This window comes from Pseudomonas sp. MPB23, assembly GCF_046605395.1.
Classification (GTDB): domain Bacteria; phylum Pseudomonadota; class Gammaproteobacteria; order Pseudomonadales; family Pseudomonadaceae; genus Aquipseudomonas.
The window spans coordinates 5,251,391-5,274,377 of record NZ_CP176771.1 but is presented as its reverse complement, the minus strand read 5'-3'; the positions used below and the strand labels follow the sequence as shown (position 1 = coordinate 5,274,377).

Genomic DNA, 22,987 nt, shown 5'->3' with positions numbered 1-22,987 from the left:
CTGTCAGCCCTCGGCACTCACCTGAGTTGGTTCAGGGCAGGTTTCGTCGCCATCGTTCAAGCCCTGCTTGTAGTTGCGGCTCAGCAACGAGGCCTTGCCGTTGTGCCAGGTCAGCGTCAGCACATACAGGGTGTCGTAGTCGCTGCCGGACCAGTCGTCGGTGATGGTGTGCTTTTCGCCCGACGCCTCGCTGGCGACCTTGTTGATCAGCTCCGGCAGATAGCCGTGGGACCAGGCGGTGTAGATGGTGGCGTTGTGGTACTTGTCCTCGACCAGTTCGTCGGCGAGGGCACTGGTGTCATTCGCGGAGAACTTGATGTTCACCGGCAGGCCCAACTTGATGGCGCTGGGGCTGATCGTCATCAGGGGACGAATGTAGCTGTAGGAATTGTCCAGCTCGCCTTCCTCGACATTGCGCGTCGGGTTGGCGGCGAACACGAAGTTGGCCTTGCCGAATTTTTCCGGCAATACCGTGGCCAGGTTCATCGCCCGGTTGAGGCCCTGGCAATTGAGCTGGCCCAGGCCGCCGGCGGGTTTTTCACCGTGGCGCAGGAACACCAGGGTTTGCACGCCGTCCGCCGGTTCGGCGCTGCTGGAGCGTGACTCCAGGGTCAGGCCGATGGCGCCACCAACCAGCAATAGCGGCAGAATGATGTAGGAATAGCGTTTGAGGCACAGCGCAAGGCACAGAGGCTTGATTGTCATTAGTGTGGCGTCTTCAGTGCTTCGAGTGAGGGGGGACAAGCCCGGCCCCAGTCACGCCAAGGGCGTTCTGCGGGGTTCCCTGTCGATAGAGCAAGGTGCCTCCATTCACCGTCAGTGCGCACTTAAGAGTGCACACGGGCTGGTTGGTTCGCCCATGCGGGATATTAGCCGGCCGATGTTGCGCATTGATGACCCATGCAGGGCTCAGGACAGATGGCTATCATGGGGCTTTACGCCAAGGGACATCCCGATGAACCCAATCGCCGCCTTCCCGATCAACAGCAAATGGCCCGCCCAGCATCCGGAGCGCCTGCAACTGTACTCGCTGCCTACGCCCAACGGGGTAAAAGTCTCGATCATGCTCGAAGAGTTGGGCCTGCCTTACGAGGCACACAAGGTCAGTTTCGAGACCCAGGACCAGTTGTCTCCCGAGTTTCTGTCCCTGAACCCCAACAATAAAATTCCCGCGATCATCGACCCCGATGGCCCCGGCGGCCAGCCGTTGGCGCTGTTCGAGTCCGGCGCGATCCTGATCTACCTGGCGGAAAAAACCAGCCAGTTGCTCTCCGAAGATCCGGCGACACGTTATGAAACGATTCAATGGCTGATGTTCCAGATGGCGGGCATTGGCCCGATGTTCGGCCAGTTGGGCTTCTTCAATAAATTCGCCGGCAAGGCCTACGAAGACAAGCGCCCCCGCGACCGCTATGCCGCCGAATCCCGGCGCTTGCTCGGGGTGCTGGAAAAACGCCTGCTGGGCCGTACCTGGATCATGGGCGACGAGTACAGCATCGCCGACATCGCCACCTTCCCCTGGATTCGCAACCTGATCGGCTTCTACGAGTCGGGCGACCTGGTGGGCATCGCTGACTTCCCCAATGTACTGCGCGCGCTGGATGGCTTTGTCGCCCGGCCGGCAGTGATCCGTGGTCTGAATATTCCGAGCTGACGCATGCCGACTTTCAATTTCAAACAACTGGATGTATTCAGCAACGTACCGCTCAAGGGCAACCCGCTGGCGGTGGTACTGGGGGCAGACAGCCTCAGTGATCAGCAGATGGCTGACTTTGCCAAGTGGACCAACCTCAGCGAAACCACGTTCTTGCTGACGCCCCGCGACCCGCGGGCGGACTACCGGGTAAGAATTTTCACCACCTTGAAGGAGCTGCCTTTCGCCGGGCACCCGACGCTGGGCAGTTGTCATGCATGGCTGCAGGCCGGGGGCGTGGCGAAGGGCGCGCAGATCATCCAGGAATGCGAAATCGGCCTGGTGCGTGTCCGTCGCCAAGGCGATGAGCTGGCGTTTATTGCGCCGCCGTTGTTGCGTTCAGGCGCGGTGGAAGCGCCGTTGCTGGAGCGTGTGCGCTTGGGGCTGGGCCTGGCGCCTGGGGCGATTGTGCGCAGCCAGTGGGTCGATAACGGTGCCGATTGGTTGGCGGTGATGTTGGCTGATCGCAATCAAGTGCTGGCCTTACAGCCGGACTATTCGCAGTTGATGGGGCTGGCCGTCGGCGTGATCGCCCCCTGTGACCCCGCCCGCGACGATGTCGACGCGCAATTCGAGGTGCGTGCCTTTGTCGCAGGCGATGGCGCCCAGGAAGACCCGGCCACCGGCAGCTTGAACGCGGGCGTTGCACAATGGTTACTGAGCCAGGGGCTGGCGCCCGAGCGCTATGTGGTCAGCCAGGGCACGGCCATGGGCCGCGCGGGGCGTATCCGTATCGAGCGCCAGGGCGATGAAATCTGGGTCGGCGGGGCGGTCGCGGCGTGCATCGAAGGGCGTCTACAGCTTTAGATCAATGAATTATTCCGGGCCTCGCAATACACTGTTGGTCTCCCGGCATTTGTGCTGCCGGGGCCAAGGGGCATAAGCTTTTGCCCCACAGTTTTCAGTCTTTAGCCAGGAAATCCATGACCAGCCAGTTCCCCCAAGCCCGCCCACGCCGCCTGCGCCGCTCCCCGGAGTTGCGTGGCTTGTTCCAGGAAACCGAGTTCACCCTCAATGATCTGGTGCTGCCGATTTTCGTCGAAGAAGAAATCGACGACTTTTTACCAATCACCAGCATGCCCGGTGTGAAGCGTATCCCTGAGAAAAAGCTGGCCGGCGAGATCGAGCGCTATGCCCGCGCCGGGATCAAGTCGGTGATGACGTTTGGCGTGTCCCACCACCTGGACGCCAGCGGCAGCGATACCTGGAAGGAGCGTGGCCTGGTGTCGCGCATGTCCTCGATCATCAAGGACGCCGTGCCGGAAATGGTCGTGATGTCCGACACTTGCTTCTGTGAATACACCGATCACGGCCACTGCGGCGTGATGCACGGTGCCCATGTCGACAACGATGCGACCCTGGTCAACCTCGGCAAGCAAGCCGTGGCCGCCGCCCGCGCCGGTGCCGACGTGATCGCGCCGTCGGCGGCGATGGACGGTCAGGTCCAGGCGATTCGCCGCGCCCTGGATGACGCCGGTTTCACCCATATCCCGATCATGGCCTACTCCACCAAATTCGCCTCGGCCCTTTACGGCCCGTTCCGCGAAGCTGGTGGCAGTGCGCTCAAGGGCGACCGCAAAAGCTACCAGATGAACCCGATGAACCGCCGCGAAGCCGTGCGTGAGTCGCTGCTGGACGAACAGGAAGGCGCGGATGCGCTGATGGTCAAGCCGGCCGGTGCCTACCTCGACATCATCCGCGACATCCGCGAAGCCTCGCGCCTGCCGGTGGCGGCGTATCAGGTCAGCGGCGAATACGCGATGATCAAGTTCGGCGCCCAGGCTGGAGCGATCGACGAGGACCGCGTGGTGCGTGAAACCCTGGGTTCGATCAAGCGAGCCGGTGCGGACCTGATCTTCACTTACTTCGCCATGGACCTGGCGCTGGCAGGGATCTGAAGCGCCCAACCTGTGGGGCGGGCAAGCCCGTCCCCGCAGTGGATTGCAGCATTTGTCAGCGCTGTGCGAGCGCCAGGTTCAACCCCAACCCCGCAAAGGCCGCCGCAAAACTGCGCCGCAGCCAGTTCTGTACCCGCGGTGACTCGATCACCGCGCGGCGAAACACATTGGCCAGCAGGCCATACACCACAAACACCGCGAACGTCATCGCCATGAACACGCCGCTCAGCACCAGCATCTGCAGGGCCGGCGCCGTACCGCCGGGCATGACGAACTGAGGCAGGAAGGCCAGGAAGAAAATGGTCAGCTTGGGGTTGAGAATATTCAGCAGAAAACCGCGGATCATCAGGCTATGCGCGGTGGCTAGCGTCGGCGCGTCGTTCATGGCGAAGGCCGCCCGGCGAACCCTGGTTAGACTTACCTGTCAATATCGGCAATGCCTGGCCCGTCGTTATCCAAGGAAGCCTCATGTACCCAAGCCGCCTGATCCTATGCCTCACGACTTTGCTGGTGTTGGCCGGCTGTTCCACTACCCGCAACCCGCAGCAACCGGAGCGCAGCGAAGCCGAGGTGAAAGCGCAGATCGTGCGGCTGCTGCCGACGACGGTGGCGGACCGCAATGGTTGGGCTCAGGACATCTACACCGCCTTCGACACCCAGAAGATCTACCCCAGCACCGAGAATATCTGCGCCGTGCTGGCGGTCACCGAGCAAGAATCCACCTATCAAGTCGACCCCCCCGTACCCAACATGGGCAAGATCGCCCAGGACGAAATCCTGCGCCGTGCCGGCAAGGTCCATGTGCCGGCCTTTGTGGTGCGCAGCGCCTTGCAGCTACGCTCGCCCACCGGCAAGTCCTACGCTGATCGCTTGAGTGCTGCACGCACGGAGAAGGACCTCAGCGGAATTTTCGATGACTTCATCAGCATGGTGCCTTTGGGGAACACGCTGTTTGGCGGCTTCAACCCGGTGCACACCGCCGGTCCCATGCAGGTGAGCATCGACTTTGCGCAGAAACAGGCGCGGGGGTATCCCTACACGGTCGATGGCACGATTCGTCGTGAAGTCTTCACTCGGCGCGGCGGCCTGTACTTCGGCATCGCCCATCTGCTCGGTTACCCGGTGAACTACGACCAGCCGCTGTACCGCTTTGCCGACTTCAATGCCGGTTGGTACGCCAGCCGAAACGCGGCATTCCAGGCGGCCGTCAGCCGCGTCTCGGGCACCGACCTGGCGCTGGATGGGGATTTGATTCGCTATGGTTCACTGCTGCCCGGCACCACCGAATTGGCGGTGCGCTCATTGGGCGCGAAGCTGGATATGCGCAACCCCAGCATCCGCAGCCAGTTGGAGCAGGGTGAACAGTTGGATTTTGAGGACACCCCTCTCTACACGCGCGTGTTCGCCCTGGCCGACAAAGCCGCCGGCAAGCCAATGCCCCGGGCGATCCTGCCGGGCATTGTGCTCAAGAGCCCGAAGATCACCCGCAACCTCACCACGGCGTGGTTCGCCAAACGCGTGGATGAGCGCTATCAACGCTGTATGAAACGCTAGCTGGGGATTGGTGCTGCAGAGACCGGTGGTAGCGCGGGCAAGTGCGGTGTTTGCAGTGCCGCAGGGGCGGGAGTGAGGGGAGAGAAAAGGCCAGGCTTTTCGTGGAGCCGGGCCTTTTCTGTATGACGCGCTACCGCTTTTTTGTAGGCGCGAGCTTGCTCGCGAAGAACCGACAGACGCCGCGCACTACCAGGCAAGCGGCGTTATCAGCAAGCGCGCGCCTGCATAATCAGTTGCGCTCGAGGGCGAGGGCGACGCCTTGGCCGCCACCGATGCACAACGTCGCCAGGCCTTTCTTGGCGTCGCGCTTGATCATTTCATGCAGCAAGGTCACCAGTATGCGGCAGCCTGACGCGCCGATCGGGTGGCCAATGGCAATTGCGCCGCCGTTGACGTTGACCTTGTCGGTGTCCCATTCCAGCTCCTTGGCCACCGCGAGGGATTGCGCGGCAAAGGCTTCGTTGGCTTCGACCAGGTCCAGGTCGCCCACGCTCCAACCGGCTTTGTCCAGGCAGCGACGGGTGGCCGAGACCGGGCCGATGCCCATGATGGCCGGGTCGACGCCAGCATTGGCGTAGCTGGCGATACGCGCCAGCACGGGCAGGCCGAGGGCCTTGGCCTTGTCGGCACTCATCAGCAGCACAGCGGCGGCGCCGTCGTTGAGGCTGGACGCGTTGCCGGCGGTGACGCTGCCGTCTTTCTTGAACGCGGGTTTGAGTTTGGCCAACGACTCGGCGGTGGTGCCGGCACGTGGCTGTTCATCCACGGCGAAGGCCACCGGGTCACCTTTGCGCTGCGGGATCAGGATCGGTGTGATTTCATCCGCAAAGCGCCCGGCTTCGATGGCAGCGATGGCTTTTTGCTGGGACGCGGCGGCGAAGGCGTCCTGGGCTTCACGGCTGATGCCGTACTTGTCCACCAGGTTTTCGGCAGTGATGCCCATGTGGTAGTCGTTGAAGGCATCCCACAGACCGTCGGTGATCATGCTGTCGATCATCTTGGCGTGGCCCATGCGCAAGCCGGTACGCGCGCCAGGCAATACGTAGGGAGCCAGGCTCATGTTCTCCATCCCGCCGGCGATGACCACGTCGGCATCGCCACAGCGGATGGCCTGGGCGCCCAGATGCAGGGCCTTGAGGCCCGAGCCGCAGACCTTGTTCAACGTCATCGCGGGTACGGCATGGGGCAGGCCGGCGAGGATCGTTGCCTGGCGCGCCGGGTTCTGGCCCGAGCCTGCGGTGAGTACCTGGCCGAGGATCACTTCATCTACCTGGGCCGGGTCGAGGCCGGTCTGCTCCAGTAGGCGACGGATCACGGCAGCGCCCAACTCCGGTGCCGGGATGCTGGCCAGCGATCCTTGAAAGCTGCCTACGGCGGTACGGGTGGCAGCAACAATCACAACGTCTTGCATGGAATGTGTCCTCACTGGAAGTGCATTTCTGGAACATGGTCGGGGACGATCAGTTTACCGGCTGTCTTGCTGACAATCTCTTCAATACTGACCCCAGGGGCACGCTCCTTTAGGATAAAGGCGCCGTTGTCGATTTCCAGGTAGGCCAGGTCCGTCAGTACCCGTTTGATGCAGTGGGCACCGGTCAGCGGCAGGGTGCATTGGCTGAGCAACTTGGACTCACCGTCCTTGGACGCGTGGGTCATGATCACGATGATATTTTCCGCACCGGCCACCAGGTCCATGGCGCCGCCCATGCCTTTGACCAATTTGCCGGGGATCATCCAAGACGCGATGTTGCCCTGTACGTCCACTTCAAACGCGCCGAGCACGGTGAGGTCGACATGGCCGCCGCGAATCATTGCGAAGGACTCGGCGGAGGAGAAGATCGAGGCACCGATGCGCGCGGTCACCGTTTGTTTGCCGGCGTTGATCATGTCGGCATCGATGGTGTCTTCGGTAGGAAACGGCCCCATGCCCAGCAGGCCGTTTTCCGATTGCAGCATCACTTCCATGCCTTCGGGGATGTAATTGGCCACCAGGGTCGGAATGCCGATGCCGAGGTTGACGTAGAAACCGTCCTGCATTTCGCGGGCGACGCGTTGAGCCATTTGTTCGCGGGTGAGAGCCATTGTGCTGTTCCTCTTATTCTCTTCGGGCTGGAGGGATTATTTGCGGACGGTGCGCTGTTCGATGCGCTTCTCGAAGGTGCCGCAGATGATCCGGTCGACGTAGATGCCAGGGGTGTGGATCTGCGACGGTTCCAGCTCGCCCGGTTCGACGATTTCCTCGACTTCGACCACGGTGATCTTGCCGGCGGTGGCGGCCAGCGGGTTGAAGTTCTGGGCGGTGTGGCGGTAGATGACATTGCCGAAGTGGTCGGCTTTCCAGCCTTTGACGATGGCGAAGTCGCCGGTGATGGATTCTTCCATCAGGTACGGACGACCGTTGAACTCGCGGGTTTCCTTGCCTTCGGCGACCGGGGTGCCGACGCCGGTGGCGGTGAAGAAGGCCGGGATACCGGCGCCGCCGGCGCGCATTTTTTCCGCCAGGGTGCCTTGGGGGGTGAGCACCACTTCGATTTCGCCGCTGAGCAGTTGCTTCTCGAACAGGGCGTTTTCGCCCACATAGGACGCGATCACTTTGCGGATCTGCTTTTCTTCCAGCAGCACGCCCAGGCCAAAACCGTCGACGCCGCAGTTATTGGAAACCACTGTCAGGTCGCGGGTGCCTTTGCGCTTGATCTCGGCGATGAGGTTTTCCGGGATGCCGCACAGGCCAAAGCCGCCAGCGAGTACGGTCATGCCATCTTCCAGGCCTGCAAGGGCTTCTTCATAGGACGCCACGCGTTTATCGAAACCTGCCATATGCACCTCTTTTATTGTATGTGGGTCAGCCAATGCCCGGAGTGTTGCGCCGACGGATTGATTTGTTAAGTTGTTTTTTAAGGTCGATTGATTTAAAAAACAGCATAGTCAACCGCGCTTCTGGAGCAGCCTCATGACAGTCAAACAGATGCGTGCCTTTCTGGCCGTGGCCCAGAGCCTGAGTTTTGCTGCCGCCTGCGAGCGTCTGCACCTCTCCCAATCGGCACTGAGCCTGACCATCAAGGGCCTGGAAGAAGGGTTGGGCGGGCGTTTGTTCAGCCGCAATACACGCAATGTCGCCTTGACCCCTGAAGGTGAGTCCCTGTTGCCGCTGGCGCGTCGGTTGATTGCCGACTGGGACAACGCCGAGGATGAACTGCGCCAGCGCTTCACCTTGCAGCGCGGGCGGGTAACGGTCGCCGCGATGCCGTCGTTCGCGGGTAACCTGTTGCCGCCGATCCTGAAGATATTCCGCGCGCGTTACCCCCAGGTGAATGTGACCGTGCATGACCTGATCAATGAGCAGGTGTTGGAGATGGTGCGCGACCGTCAGGTGGAGTTGGGGGTGGCGTTCGAGCCGGCCGAAGGATCATCGCTGGCGTTTACCCCGTTGTACCTGGACCGTTTCATTGCCGTGGTGCCGGGCGACTCGCCGTTGGCCACATGTGCCGAGATCGACTGGAAAACCTTGCTGGAGCACCCGTTCATCACGTTGCAGCGGCCCTCTACGGTGCGGGTGATGCTGGAAGAACACTTGGGCGCCTTGCAGATGAAGTTGCCCGTAGCGTTGGAAAGCCATCAGTTGGCTACAGTGGGCAAGATGGTCGCCAGCGGGTTGGGCGTCAGCGCCGTACCTGCATTGTGTGCGCGGCAGATGGAAGAGGCGGGAGCTCATTGCATCACCTTGACTCGTCCGGTGATCGAGCGACCGATTGGCGTCTTGACCAAACCAGGCCATGAACTGTCGGCGGCGGCGCAGGTGTTGTTTGATATTTTTCGGGAGGAGGCGGGGAAGGGCAGGTTTCCAACTTTCTGAACAGGCTACAAACAAGTAGGGGAGTTGGCGATATGCCAACTCCCCTAGGTGTTGTACTTACTTAGTAGTAGCGGTCGATGACTTTAACTTGCGAGTTATCTTTGAAAGATTCCCAAGCATGGTTAAGTGTATCGAACACTTGCTGGATAAAGTTGCGATCGGCCGCAGCCTTCTTCCCGACATAACCCTGACCACGGCGGTACACCTTCAGGCGTGCGGCCAGTTCACGGTTGTTGCGGTCGAACTCGGCTTCTTCGGTGTGGGGCGCCAGGCAGTCAATTTGGACTTTGCCCGATTTGCCAATCCACAGGATATGGTCGTCGAGTGTGTCTTTCTGCGCTGCGAACATCTCAGCCAATTGTTCGATAGTTGGTTGGTTGTTCAGATTCATGTGTAAGCCCCTTGACCAGTTGGCGATCTATCAGTTGATTCCGTTAAAACTGCTTAGTTGTCTCCGGTTACGAAAACCGGGCGTCAGTGACGGTCTGCCGAATACGGGCAGGGTCTTGAACCTGATGCATGTAGTTTTGCTGATGAACTGCTACGCAATGGTTTCATAACGAAGACAAGCAGCATTTGAGCTTCTTGTACCGGGCCTTTCGGCTCGGTCAGCTTCATCAATCTGCCTTGTGGGCAGTGCACATCCGGAAAAAACAGCTCGGCGGTCAGACGAGCTCTTTCAAAACGCTTGTTACCAACGCTCCCGATCCGGGAGACGTCTAGATCATGCAAGGACAAAAGGGTTACGTCAACGCTTATGTAGTGATTTTTTTAGATCACTACATAATTTGTTGTGGGGGCGGGAGAATGGGCGTGAACGTGACTCGGGCGTCACCTTTGGCGTTGATGGTGCGCACGGTCTATTGCAGCCGTTCGACCAGCAAGGGTAACAACCGCTCGCACGAGGCTTCGATCTTGGTCTGCAGCAGCTCATCTCCCCGGGTCTTGCCCAGGTTGATGGCAATGACCGGCTTGCCCTGTTCCACCATCGCTTTGCACAGGCGAAACGCCGAATAAGCCATCAGCGACGACCCCACCACCAGCAATCCTTGGGCATGCTCCACGGCAGCCATCGCCCTGGCCGCGGTTGCCGGCGCCACGTTCTCGCCAAAAAACACCACGTCGGGTTTCAGCCGCTCGCCGTTGCAGTGGGGGCAGCAGGGGACCTGGAAGTGCTCTTCAAACGCGGTGTCGAGCAAGGTGTCGCCATCAGGCGCCTGCACCGCATGGACGTGCGCCATGTGCGGGTTGTCGATTTCCATCTGCCGCTGGATTACGTCCCGCGCGCTGTGCAGGTGGCAATCCAGGCACAGCACCCGGTGCAGGCTGCCGTGCAATTCGATCACTCCATGGCTGCCGGCCTGATCATGCAGTGTGTCGACGTTTTGGGTAATCAGGCCGGTGATGCGCTGGCGTTGTTGCAAGGTCGCCAGCGCCCGGTGTGCGTTGTTGGGTTGGGCGATATGTACACGCGGCCACCCCAGCATTGCCCTAGCCCAATAACGGCGCCGTGCCTGCGCGGTGGCGAGGAACTCCTGGTACATCATCGGCGCCTTGCCCCGGCGGACGCCTTCGCTGTCGCGATAGTCGGGAATGCCCGAGGACGTGCTGATACCTGCACCGGTCAACACCAGAAAGCGCCGTTCGGCCATGGCGTGGTGCAGAGTATCGAGGTGATCCTGTTGATGTTCCTGGGTGTCGAGCATGGAGGCCCCTATTCGCCGCGGATGTATTGCTCCAGTTGCTTGATCAAGTTCGCCTGTTCGGCAATGGCTTCCTTGACCAGGTCACCGATGGAGAGCAGGCCCAGCAGTTTTCCGTCGACGACCACCGGCAAGTGGCGCAGGTGGCTGTCGGTCATGATGTTCATGCAGGCTTCGACCGTCTTGTGGGCATCGACCGTTATGACTGGAGAGCTCATGACCTCGTGGACTTTGGTGGTAACGGAAGAAAGGCCTTTGAGTATCAGCTTGCGTGCGTAATCACGCTCGCTGATGATGCCAACCACCTCACCCTGCTTGACGACCGGCAGGGCCCCGACGTTTTTCGATGACATCACCACCAGTGCTTCGAATACGGTGTGATCCCATTCAATGGTATGGACTTCCTGGTTTTTCAGGTCCTTGGCTTTGAGAACTTCTGCAACGGTTTTCATGTCGGCCACTCCGGTGTTGTTGTTAGGAAGTCAGCAAGCCCCTACAGAATCCTAGACAGCCGACGCCGTAGCAAGGTCCAAAGCGGCGTTAACCCCGTCAAAAAACGTCATTCACCGTTTTTTTTGCCTTTCACCCGGCTTTTGGCGACTTTTTTGCCTGTTTGGGAATCGCTGCTGTCTTGCGGGGTGCGGCCTTGCGTTTCTTTTTCCACGGTGCGGCACCAACACCCGTCGGGCTGGCCGGACCGGTGATGGTCATGCGCATGCCGTTGCAGCGCGCCACCTGCTTGCTCATCCAGGCTGCTTGTTTGGCGACAAATTCTTCCAGGCTCATCTCACCGCTTTGCACCATGTCCAGCGCCTGTTCCCAGATCGCGGTGGTGCCGGGGTCGGCGATGGCCCGGGGCACCGCGTCGATCAGGCTGAATGCCGCCGGTGTGGCCGCCAGTGCCTTGCCGTGTTTGACCAGGTAACCGCGGTCCAGCAGCCCCTGGATAATCCCGGCGCGGGTGGCTTCGGTACCGATGCCGGTGGTGTCCTTGAGCTTCTGCTTGAGCAGCGGGTCTTCCACCAGCTTGGCGACGTTTTTCATCGCTTTGATCAGGTCGCCTTCGGTAAAGGGCTTGGGCGGCTGGGTCCACAGGTCCTTGAGGTGGACCTTGGCCACCGCATAATCCTGGCCCTGCGCCAGTGCCGGCAAGGCTTGTGGTGCCGGTGCTTCACGGCCTTTGGCCGGCGCCAGGGCTTCGGGCAAGGCGCGTTTCCAGCCCGGTTCGATCACCACTTTGCCCACCGCGCGCAATGCAAAGCCCGCGCAGTCTAAATCCGCCTGGGTGCGATCGTATTCATGATTGGGCAGAAATTGCGCCAGGTAACGCGCGCGAATCAGCGTGTACACCGCTCGGTGCTTGCCGGTGAGTTGCGCCAGGTCCTTGCCGGCTCCGGTGGGAATGATGCCGTGGTGAGCGCTGACTTTGGCGTCGTTCCAGGCCCGCGAGCGGCGCTGGGGGTCGATATGCGGCATCAGCTCGTTCACCGCCGCGTCCGCACGGGCCAGGGCGGCGAGGATTTTTGGCGCCTCGCTGTGCTGGCTCAGTGGCAAGTAGCCGCAGTCGCTGCGTGGGTAGGTGATGACCTTGTGGGTTTCATAGAGGGATTGGGCGATATCCAGGGTTTCCTGGGCGCCCAGGCCGAGCTTCTTGGAGCAGATTTCCTGCAGGGTACCGAGGTCGAACGGCAGCGGCGCCACCTCGCGCATGCGTTCGGTGCGCAGCTTGACCAGCCTCGCGCTGGCGGCGTTGCCCATGGCCTCGGCCGCCTCCCGTGCCAGTTGCGGGTTGAGGCAGCGGCCTTGATCGTCACAGGCGTCTTCGGCCGCGCGCCATTGGGCGGTGAAGGTCATGCGTTCGTGGCGCAGGTCGACATCGATGGCCCAGTACGCCACCGGCACGAAGTCGGCGATGCTGCGGTCGCGGTCCACCACCAGGCGCAAGGTCGGCGTTTGCACCCGGCCCACGGGCAAGACGCCCTGGTAGCCGGATTGACGCCCCAGCAGGGTAAACAGGCGGCTCATGTTCATGCCGATCAGCCAGTCGGCGCGGGAGCGGCCCAGGGCCGAGTGGTACAGGCTGAAGGTGTCGGCACCCGGCTTGAGCGCCGCCAGGGCCTTGCGAATGGAGGCATCGTCCAGCGCCGACAGCCATAAACGCTGGATCGGCCCGCGATAGCGGCAATGCTCCACCAACTCGCGGGCAATCATCTCGCCCTCACGGTCGGCGTCGGTGGCGATCACCAGCTCCTGGGCTTCCCCCAGCAGACGCTTGACCGCCTTGAATTGGCTGGCGGTCTTGGGTTTGACGCGCATCTTCCAGGTGTCCGGGACGATCGGCAGGTCGGCCAGCACCCAGCGTTTGTACTTGGCATCGTAGGCATCGGGCGGGGCGGTTTCCAGCAGGTGGCCGATGCACCAGGTGACGGTGACCCCATTGCCGAGCCAGCACCCGTCGCCGCGGCGATTGGCGCCGAGTACGGCCGCGATATCCTTGGCTTGGGAGGGTTTTTCACAGAGGTACAGCCGCATGCTCAGCCCATTCGTTACACCATTGAATGGGAAGCAGCATGGGCAAAAGAGGGGAATTGATCAACCTTTATATGGATGGATATACAGCAATTTGTGTGAGTAACGCAGGATGGCTGATGCGAGCTTGCTGGCGAAAAACCTGAGAACAACGCGTTTGACCTGGAAGTGCGCGTTATCGTTGACGTTTTTCGCGAGCGAGCTCGCTTTTACAGGGTGCAGGCCTCAGTTATTGTCGATATCCACGTGTCGCGTTTCCTTGAGGCAGAACAACCCGACGATCAAGCTCACGCCGGTCACCACCACCGGGTACCACAAGCCATAGAAGATATCGCCGGTGTACACCACCAGGGCAAACGACACGGTCGGCAGGAACCCGCCGAACCAGCCGTTGCCGATGTGGTAGGGCAGGGACATCGAGGTGTAGCGGATACGCGTCGGGAACAGTTCTACCATCAACGCCGCCAGCGGCCCGTAGCACATCGCTGCAATCAGGATCAGCACGACGATCAGCACCACCACCATCACCTTGTTGACCTGCGCCACATCCGCCGAAGACGGGTAGCCGGCCAGGGTCACGGCGGCGCGCAGGGCCGACTCATCGAAGCCATCGATGCGCACATCACCCACGCTCACCTGCACCGGGCTGCCGGCAGGGGCGGCGGCGCTGCTGTAGGGCAGGCCTTGCTTGACCAGGAAGGTCTTGACCTTGTCGCAGGGGCTGTCAAACCGCGCCTTGCCCACCGGGTCGAACTGGAAGGTGCAGGTGGCCGGGTCGGCCAGCACGGTGATTGGCGCCTGGTGACTGGCCTGGTCCATTGCCGGGTTGGTGTAGTGCGCCAGGCCCTTGAAGATCGGGAAGTACAGCACGGTGGCCAGCAACAGGCCGAGCATCAGCACCGGTTTACGCCCGACCTTGTCCGACAGCCAGCCAAAGAAAACAAAGAACGGTGCGCCGATCACCACGCTGATGATCAGCAGCATATTGGCCAGGGCCGGGTCCATTTTCAGGAACTGCGTGAGGAAGAACAGCACATAGAACTGCGCCGCGTAGAAGGTCACTGCTTGCCCGCCGTTGATGCTGAACAGCGCGATCAGCACCACCTTGAGGTTTTCCCATTTGCCGAACGACTCACGGATCGGCGCCTTGCTGGCCTTGCCTTCCTCTTTCATTTTGAGGAACGCCGGCGACTCATGCAGGCTCATGCGAATCCAGGTGGAAATCCCCAACAGCACGATGGAAAACAGGAACGGAATGCGCCAGCCCCAGACTTCGAACTGATCGCCGGTGAAGTAACGGCAGGCCAGCACCACCAGCAGCGACAGCAGCAGGCCGAGGGTGGCGGTGGATTGAATCCAGCTGGTGTTCAAGCCGCGTTTGCCCGGTGGCGCATGCTCGGCCACATAGGTGGCTGCGCCGCCGTACTCACCGCCCAGCGCCAGGCCTTGCAGCATGCGCAGCACGATCAGGATGATCGGCGCGGCGATGCCGATGCTGGCGTAGGTGGGCAGCAGGCCGACGCAGAAGGTCGCCACGCCCATCAGGATGATGGTCACCAGAAAGGTGTACTTACGCCCGATCATGTCGCCCAGGCGGCCGAACACCAGCGCACCGAACGGGCGCACCACAAAGCCGGCGGCAAAGGCCATCAAGGCAAAGATGAACGCCGTGGTGTCGTTGACCCCGGCAAAGAACTGCTTGCTGATCACCGCCGCCAGGGCGCCGTAGAGGAAGAAGTCATACCACTCGAAGACCGTCCCCAGGGACGAGGCGAAGATGACTTTTCTCGATTCGCTAGCGGTGCTCGCGCTGACCGGCGAGCCCAGGGTTTGAGCATGTTCTGACATCGGGTATCCCTCACAGTGATTATTTATTGTTGTTCCACTGTCGGCGCCAACCTCGGCGCCGCTATTTCTCAATTCCTATGTAGGCGCGAGCTTGCTCGCTCCTACGGTGTTCGGTGAAAGGATCAGTCGCGCGGCTTTCTCCGCGATCATCAGCGTCGGTGAGCAGGTATTGCCGGAGGTGATGCGCGGCATGATCGACGCGTCGGCAACGCGCAGGCCCGGTACGCCGTGGACCCGCAGTTGGGCATCGACCACCGCGTCCTTATCGCTGCCCATGCGGCAGGTGCCGACCGGATGGAAGATCGTCGTGCCGATGCGCGCAGCGGCTTCGTGCAATTGCTCCTCGGTTTGCAGCGCGTCGCCGGGCAGGTATTCCACTGGTTTGAACGGGCTCAGGGCCGGTGCGGCGACGATGCGGCGGGTCAGGCGAATCGCGTCGGCGGCGACCCGCAAGTCTTGCGGATGGCTGAGGTAGTTGGGGCGGATCAGCGGCGCGTCCGTCGGGTTGGCCGAGCGAATATCCACACGCCCGCGGCTTTGCGGGCGCAGGTCGCAGACCGACGCGGTAAACGCCGGGAACGCGTGCAACGGCTCGCCAAAGCGCTCCAGAGACAGCGGCTGCACGTGGTATTCAAGATTGGCCGAGGTCTGTTCCGGGCCGGAGCGGGCAAATGCGCCGAGCTGGCTGGGTGCCATCGACAGTGGGCCGCTGCGGTCATACAGGTAGCGCAGGCCCATGCCCATCTTGCCCCACATGCTGCCTGCGATCTGGTTCAGGGTGCGCGCGTTTTCCAGCTTGTAGATCAGCCGCAGTTGCAGGTGGTCCTGCAGGTTACCGCCGACGCCCGGCAGTTCGTGCCGCACCTCGATACCGAGCGGCTTGAGCACGCTGGACGGGCCGATCCCCGAGCGTTGCAGAATACCCGGCGACCCCACGGAGCCGGCGCACAATACGATTTCCTTGCGTGCTTTCCAGCTCACCGCCTGGCCGTGTTGACGTGCGAGCACCTGGGAGGCGCGGCTATTTTCCAGCAGTACACGGTCGACCTCGACGTCGGTCAGCACGGTGAGGTTGGGCCGCTGGCGGATCGGCTTGAGAAACGCCTTGGCCGCATTCCAGCGCACCCCGGCCTTCTGGTTGACCTGGAAGTAGCCGCAGCCCTCGTTATCGCCCTGGTTGAAGTCGCTGATATTGGCGATGCCGCTTTGCGCTGCGGCCTCGCGGAACGCATCCAGAATCGGCCACGACAAGCGCTGTTGTTCAACCCGCCATTCGCCGCCATCACTGTGGAATTCCGAGCCGCCGGCAAAATGGTTTTCGCTCTGCTTGAACAGCGGCAGCACGTCGTTCCAGGCCCAACCCGCGTTGCCTGCCGCCGCCCAGCCGTCGTAATCCTGGGCCTGGCCGCGCATGTAGATCATGCCGTTGATGGACGAGCAACCGCCGAGCACCTTGCCCCGCGGATAACTCAGCGCACGGCCTTGCAGGCCTTCCTGGGCTTCGGTCTTGAAGCACCAGTCGGTGCGCGGGTTGCCGATGCAGAACAGGTAACCGACGGGGATATGAATCCAGGGGTAATTATCGCGGCCACCGGCTTCGAGCAGCAGCACGCGGTGGGCCGGGTTGGCGGAGAGTCGATTGGCCAGCAGGCAGCCTGCGGGGCCGGCGCCTACTACCACGTAATCGTATTCAGCAGCTGCAATGGGCATCTGAGGTCTCGCTTGTTTTTCTTATTGGCCCCATCCTAGTTGTTAGTTTTCGTCTTAAAAATGTTAGTTTTTGCCCAGCTGCTGTGCGTTTTTAAACAGCGCGGTTCGAGCTCAAGCAATGGAGGCGCAATGTTCGACTGGAATGACCTGCGGTATTTTCTCGAGTTGCAGCGCAGCGGCCGTCTGCTCACCGCCGCGCAGCGCCTGAAAACCACCCACGCCACCGTGGCGCGGCATATTGATGCGATCGAGAAAAGCCTCGGCACCGCGCTGTTCGTGCAGCATGCCCAAGGCTATGAATTGACCCCCGCCGGCGAAGCCCTGCTCAAGCATGCCGAGGCCATGGAAAACGTCGCACTGCTGGCCGAAGACGAGCTCACCCATAGCGCCGCGCCCCTGGGCAAGATCCGCCTCGGCGTGGCTGAAGGGCTGGGGGTGATGTTCCTTGCCAGCCGCATGGGCGGGCTGTTCGAGCGCTATCCCGGATTGGAAGTGGAGTTGGTCGCCGTGCCGCGCTTCGTCAGCATCCTCAACCGCGAGGCGGAAATCAGCATCCACCTCGAACGTCCCAGCGTCGATCAACTGGTCACGCGTAAACTCACCGATTACCGCCTGGCCCTCTATGCCAGCCGCGCCTATCTGGACCGCCATCCGCCGATCGAAAAGCGCGAAGACCTTGCCGCTCACGCCTGGATTGATTACGTCGATGACCTGCTGTTCAGCCAGGAACTGAAGTTCCTCAGCAGTTTCTGCCGCAACCCCAAGGTGGTGTTCCACAGCACCAGCGTCATCGCCCAGCACCAGGCGGCGCGTTCCGGGCTGGGGGTCGCGGTGTTGCCGTGCTTCATGGCCGCCGGCGACCCGCAACTGGTGCCGTTGCTGCCGGCGGAGAACATCCAGCGCAGCTACTGGATCAGTTCGCGCAGGGAGCTGCACAAGTCAGTGCGGTTACGGGTGTTGTGGGATTACGTGGTGGAGTTGTGCGCGCGCGAGCAGCCACTGTTGCTTGGCGAGTCCATTTGAAGGAACTGGATCAAAAATGTGGTGTTGCTTGAACTGAGTCAATCGCGCAAGACGAATTCAGCGCTGCCCAGTCGTTCCCCATTCACCAGCACATGCACCGTGTGTGTGCCGGGGTAGTGCTTGCGCGTGGTCAGTTGGCGGATGTGCTGCTCGCGGCTGATGCGGTGGTGTTCCCCTGCATTCAGGGTAAACGCCTTGAGCTTGAACACCTTGGCCGCGCTATGGCCGGCGCTTTTGACGTAGTCGATGGCATAGTCCACCACCAGTTTTTGCGCGGTGGCGGCGGTCGATTCCAGGCTGAACGACAGGTTGATGCGTTCGCCCAGCCTGATTACCGCCGGCGTAACGCTCAGGTGATGCAGGTTCACCTCGGCCTTGGCGCCGGCACCCATGATCGTCAGTGCGCGGGTGTTGCCCTGCTTGATCAGGCTGCGCAGGGCATGGCGGGCGATCCAGGCGGTGTGGGGGGGGGCCAGGTTCCAGCCTTCGATGAGGTCGAGTACCCAGTCCGGGTGATCCTTGGTGATGTCGTTGAGATGGTTGGCCACGGACTTGCGCACATACAGGCTGCTGTCGGCCTTGAGGTTGTCGAGGATCGACGCGCACAACTCAGGATTGGCCTGCACGTCGGCCAGGCGAAACGACCACGGCAGTCGCGGTCGCGAGCCTTCGCTGGCCAGGCGGCGCACGTGTTCGTTGGCGTCCAGCGACCACGCCTGCATCACTGCCAGGGTGCGTTGCAAGTCGTGCAGCAGGAAGTGGCGGATGGCGAACTCGGCCGAGCCAAAGGTGGTGAAGTATTTGAGCGCGGCCATGGAACGCGTGAAGTCGTCGCGCCCGTAACTGGCCACATAGTGCGGCAGGAACAGGCTGACAAACCCGCTGTTGAGGCGCGGGGCGAGGGCGTAAAGCCGCGTGAGCGTCTGCGGATAATCCAGCGGGATCACCGCATGCAGGCTCTCGCTGACCCGCGCCATGCGCTGCATCACCGACAACTCGGCCAGCCCCGCCTTGGCATGCTTGAGAAAACCCTTGGCGTCGAACGCCGGGTACACCGCCGTCATCTCGGTGGCGATGTGTTGCAGGCGTTCGACGTTGAAGATTTCCTTGAGGGCCGGGGCGCTTTGATCGGTCATCGGTGCTTCCATCGGGTTAGAGAAACCAGCGGTATTCCCGCGCGTTGATTTCCTGTTGAAACGCCAAGTGATCCTGGCGCTTGTTTTCGCAGTACACGTCGACAAATTCCGCGCCCAGCTTATCGCGCACGACCGCCTGATGTTGCATGGCGCGCACTGCATCGAGCATATCCAGGGGGAAGTCGGCGCCGCTGGTACGGTCGTCGTTGAGCGGGGCGATGGGCTCGCGCTTGGCGTCAAGGCCATGTTCCAGCCCTGCCAGAATCGCGGCCAGTACCAGGTAGGGGTTGGCGTCGGCGCTGGCCAGGCGATGCTCGATACGCAGGTTGCGCGGGTCGGATTCAGGGATGCGCACGCAGGCGTCGCGGTCCTCGAAGCCCCAACTGGCGCGGGTGGCCGCGTTGACCGTGCCGCCCAGGCGGCGGAAGGCGTTGTGGTTGGGCGAGAAGATCGGCATGCAGTGCGGCAGCAACTCCAGGCAGCCGGCCACGGCGTGGCGCAGCGGTTGCTGCTGATGGGCCGCCAGCAGGTTATTGCCCGCGCCGTCATACAGACTCACGTGCACATGCATGCCGCTGCCGGGAAATTGCAGGTAGGGCTTGGCCATGAAGCTGGCGCGGTAGCCATGCTTGAGCGCCACGCCGCGGGTGCTGCGGCAGAACAGGGCAGCCCAGTCGGCGGCGCGCAGGCCGTCGTCGAGATGGCCGAAATTGATTTCAAACTGGCCGGGGCCGAGTTCGGCGGTGATCACCGTGATGTCGATGCCCTGGTCCTTGGCGGTCTGTGCCATATCGTCGAGCACGTCACTGAAACGCGACAGCCGTTCGATATGCAGGTTGGGCTGGTCGTCGGTGTCATCGCTCAATGGGTCGCGGGCGAATTGCGGCAGGCCGTTGTCGAGTTTCTTGTCGAACAGGTAGAACTCCAGCTCGAACGCCACCACCGGGTGGATGCCCTTGTGGTGCAGGCGTTCGAGCACCTTGGCCAGCACTTCCCGTGGTTCGAATTCGATCGGCGCGTCGGTGCCGTCCGAGGTGATCAGCATCTGGCCCAGGGGCTGGGACTCCCAGTTCACCGGCTTGAGCGTGCCCGGCACCAGGCGGCGGTTGGCATCCGGGTCGCCGTCGTGGAAGCAATAATCGCCGATCTTGAACAACCCGCCCTGAACCCCCAGCAGCACGGCGTTCTGGGGCAATTTCAAGGGGCTGCCGGCGGCGACTTTTTCCAGCATCTCGATCGGGTAGCGCTTGCCGTAGAAATGCCCCGGAATGTCCAGGGCGATCAGGTCGACGTAACGCACGTCGGGATGGTTCTGGCGAAAGGTCCGTACTTCGGCCAGCAACGTGGACGGTTGGCTATTCACGGGGGGGTGCTCCTAGTTGTAAACCCACAATACGCGGGCGGGCAGGTCGGTCAGGTTGGCGTAGCGGCAGTGGGCGAAACTGGCCAGGTGGAAGCTGTCGCCGGGGCCGAGGGTCACCGAATCGGCCTCGCCCTCCACCCACAGCGTCAGTTCGCCTTCAAGGACAAAACCGGCCTGTTCGGCGCGGTCGCTCATGGTTTGCTCGCCACTGTTGGCGCCGGGGGCCAGCAGGCTGTCGAGCATCGAGAAGGCGCCGTTCATGCTCGGGGAGACGAGGATGTCGGTGATGCCATTGGCGTAATACACCGTGCGCCGCTCATTGGGACGGGTCACCCAGTCGACCGCCTTGGGTTTGGGCAGGCTGTAGAAGTAAGTGGTGGGCACGTCGAGGGCATGGCTGATGGCGGTCAGGTCCGCCACGGTCGGGCGCGACAGACCGCGCTCCACCTGGGACAGAAACCCCACCGAGCGTTCGATCTTGTGCGCCAGTTGGGCGAGGGTGAGCTTCTTGTGCTTGCGCAGGTCGTGGATCAGGGCTGCGAGGGTGGCGAGTTCTTCTTGTTGGGTCATGAAATTTATATCGAATAATTTCATGAAAAATTACAGGATTAATTTCATGGTGGCAATGGGGAAGATCGGCGGCGGTGAATTTCCTGTGCCAGGGGATCTCGGATGAATGATTGCCTGCGCCTGCGGTCGGAGCCTGGGTACGCGCCATTCATTCAAGGAGCACCCATGAAGTCCAAAACCCTAGCCGCCTGCGTTCTGGTCGCCGCCAGCCTGTCCACTGCCAGCCTTGTCGTGCAGGCCGGTGATACCCCCCAGGAAACCGTGAAGCCTTCGAGCATCAATACCCGTGATCTGAAAGAGGGCGACCGCGCGCCGGATATCCTGATGCGCAAGGAGTCAGCCGTCAGCGACTGGAAAAAGCGCGGCCTCAAGCAGCCTGAAGCAGACAGCCAATGGTCCCGTGTCGGGGACAGGTTCGTATTGCTCAAGACCACCAACGGCACCATTCTTGAAATTACTCCGGTCAAGAAGTAACCCGGTTTTTTGCCTGGCTCTTGCGTTAAGGTAACCGGCCTACAGACCGCGTTACCTAGGAAGAATGAGAGCTGGATGCTTGCCACAATAAGAAACTACCCCCGCACCGTGAACCTGTTGCTGTGCGCCACGTTGCTGCTGACGTTGGCCAAGGCCATCACGTTTCCGTACCTGGTGATCTACCTCACCGACCACTTTGCCCTGGACATTGCCCAGGTTGGCCTGGTGATCGGCAGCTCGTTGATCGTCGGCTCGCTGCTCAGTGTCTACGGTGGTTTTCTCGTCGACCGCATCAACAGTTATCGGCTGTTGCTCGGCTTGAGTGCGCTGTTTGTGCTGGGCTTTATCGGTACGCTGCTCGCGCAGGATATCTGGACGTTCTACAGTTGCCTGATCCTGATCAACCTGGCCTACGCGGTCATCGATATTGCCGTGAAAGCCGGCTTCGCCAGCCTGTTGCCCGAGCAGGCGCGCAGCGAAGTGTTTTCCATCAAGTACACCCTGACCAACATCGGTTACGCCGTGGGTCCGTTCCTGGGGGCGATGGTGGCCAAGCTGGACATCAGCGTGCCGTTTTTCCTTTCGGCGCTACTGGGGCTGGGGTTTTTCCTGCTGTACTGGCGCTGGGGCGATCGTACCCTGGCCAGCGTCGACGTCGCGCAAAAGCCGGTGTCGTTCCTGGCCGTCGGCCGCGTGCTGCTGCGTGACCGGCGCCTGGTGTGCTTCACCGTTGGCGGCCTGCTCAGTGCCGTGGTGTTCGGCCAGTTCACGGCCTACCTGTCGCAGTACCTGGTGACCACCACCACCGCCGAATACACCTATACCGTCATCAGCGCCGTGCTCACCACCAACGCGGTGCTGGTGATTGCCTTGCAGTACGTGATTGGCCGACGCATCTCCCACCGTTACCTCAGCCAGTGGCTGATCTTCGGCCTGAGCATGTTCATGTTGGGTGTGATCGGCTTCGCGCTGTCCACCAGCGTGCTGGCGTGGGTGTTGGCGATGGCGGTGTTCACCGTGGGCGAGATCGTCGTATTTCCGGCCGAGTACATGTTCATCGACCGGATTGCCCCGGACCATTTGCGCGGCATGTACTACGGGGCGCAGAACCTGTCCAATCTCGGCGCGGCTCTGGGGCCGGTGTTGTGCGGGCTGGTGTTGGCCAGCCTGCCGGCCCATTACATGTTCTACATGCTGGGGGCGTTTATCGTGGGGGGCGGGGTGTTCTATTTCATGGGGTCGTCGTTGAAGGCCAGTCATCCAGCGTGAGTTTGCCCATGTTGTTGCTCCGCAGCTCGTAGCGCAGCTCTTCGACCATTTTTTCCACTTCTTGCGGGGTCTGCAGGCGGTTGGTGCTGATCCCGGTGACCACCAGGTCCACGCGGCCGGTGTCGGCGTCGAAGACCTTGAGGGTCAACGACGCATCCCGACACAGGGTGAATTCACACGTCAGCGGCGCCAGGCCTTCTTCGATGCAATTTCGCAGTTGAGAGAGGGTAAACATGAGGGTTCCTTCAGGGTGTCGTTTCGCGATGGCACAGGCGCAAAAGCCCTGTACTCACGCCCTGAAGGTTAAGGATTACCCCGTTGCGCCATAAGGCGAATTCGCACTAGCCCTACTAGTGCAATTGCA

Annotated in this window: 22 protein-coding genes and 1 pseudogene; 8 read left to right on the top strand and 15 right to left on the bottom strand. The window is 61.5% G+C overall.

Annotation, left to right across the window (positions count from 1 at the left end):
• Window positions 1-3: 3 nt before the first annotated feature.
• Window positions 4-705, bottom strand: a complete 702-nt coding sequence (locus tag ACLH0J_RS23700; RefSeq protein ID WP_411389289.1) for a histidine phosphatase family protein — start codon at window positions 703-705, stop codon at window positions 4-6.
• A 250-nt stretch (window positions 706-955) separates the two neighbouring features.
• On the opposite strand from ACLH0J_RS23700, the gene ACLH0J_RS23695 reads away from it, so the two are divergent.
• The 3 genes from ACLH0J_RS23695 (at window position 956) to hemB (ending at window position 3,591) form a co-directional block, all read left to right on the top strand.
• Window positions 956-1,654 carry a glutathione S-transferase N-terminal domain-containing protein gene (locus ACLH0J_RS23695; protein ID WP_411389288.1) on the top strand — a complete coding sequence of 233 codons (699 nt, stop codon included), beginning with the start codon at window positions 956-958 and terminating at the stop codon, window positions 1,652-1,654.
• A 3-nt stretch (window positions 1,655-1,657) separates the two neighbouring features.
• Complete coding sequence (locus ACLH0J_RS23690) at window positions 1,658-2,500, top strand: PhzF family phenazine biosynthesis protein (RefSeq protein WP_411389287.1); 843 nt, start codon at window positions 1,658-1,660, stop codon at window positions 2,498-2,500.
• Window positions 2,501-2,616: 116 nt separating this feature from the next.
• Window positions 2,617-3,591: a porphobilinogen synthase gene (gene hemB, locus ACLH0J_RS23685; RefSeq protein WP_411389286.1), complete on the top strand. Its 975-nt coding sequence runs from the start codon at window positions 2,617-2,619 to the stop codon at window positions 3,589-3,591.
• A 55-nt stretch (window positions 3,592-3,646) separates the two neighbouring features.
• Here hemB and ACLH0J_RS23680 read toward each other — a convergent pair.
• Window positions 3,647-3,991 (bottom strand): annotated as a pseudogene (locus ACLH0J_RS23680) (LysE family translocator); the annotation flags it as partial.
• A 68-nt stretch (window positions 3,992-4,059) separates the two neighbouring features.
• Between ACLH0J_RS23680 and ACLH0J_RS23675 the strand changes: the two are divergent.
• Complete coding sequence (locus ACLH0J_RS23675) at window positions 4,060-5,145, top strand: DUF1615 domain-containing protein (protein WP_411389285.1); 1,086 nt, start codon at window positions 4,060-4,062, stop codon at window positions 5,143-5,145.
• 229 nt (window positions 5,146-5,374) lie between these two features.
• Here the strand turns inward: ACLH0J_RS23675 and ACLH0J_RS23670 are convergent, their stop codons facing one another.
• From ACLH0J_RS23670 to ACLH0J_RS23660, 3 genes are read right to left on the bottom strand one after another with little or no spacing between them, the layout of a single operon-like run.
• Window positions 5,375-6,556, bottom strand: a complete 1,182-nt coding sequence (locus tag ACLH0J_RS23670) for an acetyl-CoA C-acetyltransferase (protein ID WP_411389284.1) — start codon at window positions 6,554-6,556, stop codon at window positions 5,375-5,377.
• 11 nt (window positions 6,557-6,567) lie between these two features.
• Entirely contained in the window at window positions 6,568-7,227 is a 660-nt protein-coding gene (locus ACLH0J_RS23665) for a CoA transferase subunit B (RefSeq protein ID WP_411389283.1), read from the bottom strand.
• Window positions 7,228-7,263: 36 nt separating this feature from the next.
• On the bottom strand, window positions 7,264-7,962 hold the full coding sequence (locus ACLH0J_RS23660) for a CoA transferase subunit A (RefSeq protein WP_010566044.1): 699 nt from the start codon (window positions 7,960-7,962) through the stop codon (window positions 7,264-7,266).
• 133 nt (window positions 7,963-8,095) lie between these two features.
• On the opposite strand from ACLH0J_RS23660, the gene ACLH0J_RS23655 reads away from it, so the two are divergent.
• Window positions 8,096-8,998, top strand: a complete 903-nt coding sequence (locus tag ACLH0J_RS23655) for a LysR substrate-binding domain-containing protein (RefSeq protein WP_411389282.1) — start codon at window positions 8,096-8,098, stop codon at window positions 8,996-8,998.
• Window positions 8,999-9,059: 61 nt separating this feature from the next.
• Here the strand turns inward: ACLH0J_RS23655 and ACLH0J_RS23650 are convergent, their stop codons facing one another.
• The 6 genes from ACLH0J_RS23650 to ACLH0J_RS23625 all read right to left on the bottom strand — a co-directional run bounded on the left by ACLH0J_RS23650 (window position 9,060) and on the right by ACLH0J_RS23625 (window position 16,788).
• Complete coding sequence (locus ACLH0J_RS23650) at window positions 9,060-9,389, bottom strand: hypothetical protein (protein WP_010566042.1); 330 nt, start codon at window positions 9,387-9,389, stop codon at window positions 9,060-9,062.
• Window positions 9,390-9,858: 469 nt separating this feature from the next.
• Window positions 9,859-10,704: an NAD-dependent protein deacetylase gene (locus ACLH0J_RS23645; RefSeq protein ID WP_411389281.1), complete on the bottom strand. Its 846-nt coding sequence runs from the start codon at window positions 10,702-10,704 to the stop codon at window positions 9,859-9,861.
• 8 nt (window positions 10,705-10,712) lie between these two features.
• Window positions 10,713-11,153 carry a CBS domain-containing protein gene (locus tag ACLH0J_RS23640; RefSeq protein ID WP_411389280.1) on the bottom strand — a complete coding sequence of 147 codons (441 nt, stop codon included), beginning with the start codon at window positions 11,151-11,153 and terminating at the stop codon, window positions 10,713-10,715.
• 130 nt (window positions 11,154-11,283) lie between these two features.
• Window positions 11,284-13,233: a DNA topoisomerase III gene (locus ACLH0J_RS23635; protein WP_411389279.1), complete on the bottom strand. Its 1,950-nt coding sequence runs from the start codon at window positions 13,231-13,233 to the stop codon at window positions 11,284-11,286.
• Window positions 13,234-13,455: 222 nt separating this feature from the next.
• The gene (locus tag ACLH0J_RS23630; RefSeq protein ID WP_411389278.1) at window positions 13,456-15,078 is read right to left on the bottom strand and encodes an MFS transporter; all 1,623 of its coding nucleotides are present in this window, start codon (window positions 15,076-15,078) and stop codon (window positions 13,456-13,458) included.
• Between the two features lie 75 nt (window positions 15,079-15,153).
• Complete coding sequence (locus ACLH0J_RS23625) at window positions 15,154-16,788, bottom strand: GMC family oxidoreductase (protein ID WP_411389277.1); 1,635 nt, start codon at window positions 16,786-16,788, stop codon at window positions 15,154-15,156.
• Window positions 16,789-16,917: 129 nt separating this feature from the next.
• Between ACLH0J_RS23625 and ACLH0J_RS23620 the strand changes: the two genes are divergently transcribed.
• Window positions 16,918-17,811: a LysR family transcriptional regulator gene (locus ACLH0J_RS23620; RefSeq protein ID WP_078835422.1), complete on the top strand. Its 894-nt coding sequence runs from the start codon at window positions 16,918-16,920 to the stop codon at window positions 17,809-17,811.
• A gap of 38 nt (window positions 17,812-17,849) precedes the next feature.
• On the opposite strand, the gene ACLH0J_RS23615 is transcribed toward ACLH0J_RS23620, so the two are convergent.
• Genes ACLH0J_RS23615 through ACLH0J_RS23605 form a run of 3 tightly spaced genes read right to left on the bottom strand, consistent with a single transcriptional unit; the run spans window position 17,850 to window position 20,880 of the window.
• Entirely contained in the window at window positions 17,850-18,947 is a 1,098-nt protein-coding gene (locus tag ACLH0J_RS23615) for a DNA alkylation repair protein (protein WP_411389276.1), read from the bottom strand.
• 16 nt (window positions 18,948-18,963) lie between these two features.
• Window positions 18,964-20,310, bottom strand: a complete 1,347-nt coding sequence (locus tag ACLH0J_RS23610) for a glutamine synthetase family protein (protein WP_411389275.1) — start codon at window positions 20,308-20,310, stop codon at window positions 18,964-18,966.
• A gap of 12 nt (window positions 20,311-20,322) precedes the next feature.
• Window positions 20,323-20,880 (bottom strand): helix-turn-helix domain-containing protein, encoded by a 558-nt coding sequence (locus tag ACLH0J_RS23605; RefSeq protein ID WP_411389274.1) that lies wholly within the window; start codon window positions 20,878-20,880, stop codon window positions 20,323-20,325.
• A gap of 165 nt (window positions 20,881-21,045) precedes the next feature.
• On the opposite strand from ACLH0J_RS23605, the gene ACLH0J_RS23600 reads away from it, so the two are divergent.
• Together ACLH0J_RS23600 and ACLH0J_RS23595 are read left to right on the top strand one after the other, a co-directional pair.
• A complete protein-coding gene (locus tag ACLH0J_RS23600) occupies window positions 21,046-21,354 on the top strand; it encodes an RcnB family protein (protein ID WP_411389273.1) in 309 nt (102 codons plus the stop codon).
• 75 nt (window positions 21,355-21,429) lie between these two features.
• The gene (locus tag ACLH0J_RS23595) at window positions 21,430-22,623 is read left to right on the top strand and encodes an MFS transporter (RefSeq protein ID WP_411389272.1); all 1,194 of its coding nucleotides are present in this window, start codon (window positions 21,430-21,432) and stop codon (window positions 22,621-22,623) included.
• Here ACLH0J_RS23595 and ACLH0J_RS23590 read toward each other — a convergent pair.
• On the bottom strand, window positions 22,586-22,858 hold the full coding sequence (locus ACLH0J_RS23590) for a DUF1652 domain-containing protein (protein WP_411389271.1): 273 nt from the start codon (window positions 22,856-22,858) through the stop codon (window positions 22,586-22,588). The two genes, ACLH0J_RS23595 and ACLH0J_RS23590, sit on opposite strands and share 38 nt — an antisense overlap.
• Window positions 22,859-22,987: the final 129 nt, after the last annotated feature.